Here is a 2480-nt window from a genome sequence, read left to right on the forward strand (position 1 = left end):
GTCCTGCCGCTAGCGGCTGCAGGACGCACTCGAGGAGGACGAGCCACTCTCATGACGAACATCGTGGTCCTGATCAAGCAGGTCCCGGACACCTGGTCAGAGCGCAAACTTACGGACGGCGACTGGACGCTGGACCGCGAGGCGGCCGATGCCGTGCTGGACGAGATCAACGAGCGTGCTGTTGAAGAAGCGTTGCTCATCCGCGAGAAGGAAGCCGCCGACGGCACCGAGGGGTCGGTGACCGTGCTGACCGCCGGCCCGGAGCGCGCCACCGAGGCGATCCGCAAGGCACTGTCGATGGGCGCCGACAAGGCCGTCCACCTGCTCGACGACGGCCTGCACGGCTCGGACGTCGTGCAGACCGGATGGGCGTTGGCGCGCGCGCTGGGCACCATCGAAGGCACCGAGCTGGTGATCGCCGGCAACGAGGCCACCGACGGAACCGGCGGCGCTGTGCCGGCCATCATCGCCGAGTACCTCGGCCTGCCGCAGCTGACCCACTTGCGCAAGCTGTCGCTGAACGGCGACAAGATCACCGGCGAGCGGGAAACCGACGATGGCGTGTTCACCATCGAGGCCTCGTTGCCTGCTGTGGTGAGCGTCAACGAGAAGATCAACGAGCCGCGCTTCCCCTCCTTCAAAGGCATCATGGCCGCCAAGAAGAAGGAAGTCACCAAGCTCACGCTGGCTGAGATCGGTGTCGAGGCCGACGAGGTCGGGCTGGAGAACGCCGGTTCCAAGGTGCTGACGTCAACCCCCAAGCCGCCCAAGACTGCCGGCGAGAAGGTCACCGACGAGGGCGAGGGCGGAAACGAAATCGCCAAGTACCTGGTCGGTCAGAAGATCATCTAAGACTTGAATCCCGAACCGAAAGACACGGAATAACTCATGGCTGAAGTATTGGTGCTCGTCGAGCACGCTGATGGTGCTCTGAAGAAAGTCACCTCCGAATTGATCACGGCAGCACGGGTTCTGGGTGAGCCCGCGGCCGTGGTGGTGGGCAAGCCCGGCACGGCCGACCCGCTGGTCGATGGACTGAAGTCGGCCGGTGCCGCCAAGATCTACGTCGCCGAGTCCGACACAGCGGAGAGCTACTTGATCACCCCGTCCGTCGACGTACTGGCCGCGCTGGCCGAATCCGCCAGCCCGGCAGCCGTTCTGGCGGCCTCCAGTGCCGACGGCAAGGAGATCGCCGGCCGGCTGGCTGCCCGGATCGGTTCGGGTCTGCTGGTCGATGTGGTTGGTGTCGAGGAGGGACCCAAGGGCATCCACTCCATCTTCGGTGGCGCGTTCACCGTCGAGGCGCAGGCCAACGGCGACACCCCGGTGATCACCGTGCGTGCGGGCGCGATCGACGCCGAGCCGTCCGACGGCGCAGGCGAAAAGGTGACCGTCGAGGTGCCCGGGGCCGCCGAGAACGCCGCCAAGGTGACTAAGCGTGAGCCTGCGGTCGCCGGTGACCGCCCGGAGCTCGCCGAGGCCACCATCGTGGTTTCCGGTGGACGTGGTGTCGGCAGCGCCGACAACTTCCACGTGGTCGAGGAGCTGGCCGACTCGCTGGGCGCCGCGGTCGGCGCTTCCCGCGCCGCGGTCGACTCCGGCTACTACCCGGGCCAGTTCCAGGTGGGCCAGACCGGTAAGACCGTCTCGCCGCAGCTGTACATCGCGCTGGGCATCTCCGGTGCGATCCAGCACCGCGCCGGGATGCAGACCTCGAAGACAATCGTCGCGGTCAACAAGGACGAAGAGGCGCCGATCTTCGAGATCGCCGATTACGGCGTGGTCGGCGACTTGTTCAAGGTCGCGCCGCAGCTCACCGAGGCAGTCAAGACCCGCAAGGGCTGAGCAGTCGCCAAGAGGCCGTGTGCGTTTCGGCCTAGCCTGATGAGGTGGGCAGCGAACCCTGCCGCGAGTTGACGCGGGTGGCCGAGAGCGACGGTCCCGCGTCCGGTGCCGCCCGCACCGCGCTCGGCGGCGGACCGGTGGCCGCTCGGCTGCGCGCCGCGATTTTGGCGCTGGCCCAGCATCGCGGACCGAATTCGAGCATCTGCCCCTCGGATGCGGCCCGCGCCGTCGGCGGCCACGGCTGGCGCCGGCTGACCCAGCAGAGCCGCAGCATCGCATTCGCATTGGCGCGCGCCGGGGATATCGAAATCACCCAGCGCGGTACGACGCTGGACCCCGACCGGCCGGCGAGCGGACCCATCCGCATCCGGGTACCACCAGCCTGACAGCCGCGACAAGGTTTGAAATCCGGCGAAGTGGTGTACAAAGACCTGCTACTTCGCTCCAGGAAAGGGCTCGAAGATGAAGGCAATGGCGCCAGCCGCGATAGCGATCGCCGCAGTTCTGTTCAGTGGATGTTCTGCGTCCCAGATCATCAACACCGGTGGTGACACCAAATGCAAGGACTTCACCACGCAGGACGAGAAGAAGCAGAACGACGAGGTCAGCAAGATGCTCAAGGACAAGAGCGGCGC

The 2480-nt window shown here is 66.5% G+C and carries 3 protein-coding genes; all 3 read left to right on the plus strand.

Going from position 1 to position 2480, the window contains the following annotated elements:
- The first annotated feature begins 51 nt into the window (after positions 1-51).
- Genes WAO18_RS10650 through WAO18_RS10660 form a run of 3 tightly spaced genes read left to right on the plus strand, consistent with a single transcriptional unit; the run spans position 52 to position 2231 of the window.
- The gene (locus WAO18_RS10650) at positions 52-852 is read left to right on the plus strand and encodes an electron transfer flavoprotein subunit beta/FixA family protein (RefSeq protein ID WP_422206219.1); all 801 of its coding nucleotides are present in this window, start codon (positions 52-54) and stop codon (positions 850-852) included.
- A 36-nt stretch (positions 853-888) separates the two neighbouring features.
- Complete coding sequence (locus WAO18_RS10655; protein WP_422206221.1) at positions 889-1845, plus strand: electron transfer flavoprotein subunit alpha/FixB family protein; 957 nt, start codon at positions 889-891, stop codon at positions 1843-1845.
- 44 nt (positions 1846-1889) lie between these two features.
- On the plus strand, positions 1890-2231 hold the full coding sequence (locus WAO18_RS10660) for a DUF3253 domain-containing protein (RefSeq protein ID WP_422206223.1): 342 nt from the start codon (positions 1890-1892) through the stop codon (positions 2229-2231).
- Positions 2232-2480: the final 249 nt, after the last annotated feature.

Origin of the sequence: Mycobacterium sp., from assembly GCF_049278535.1 — a bacterium.
Lineage (GTDB): Bacteria > Actinomycetota > Actinomycetes > Mycobacteriales > Mycobacteriaceae > Mycobacterium.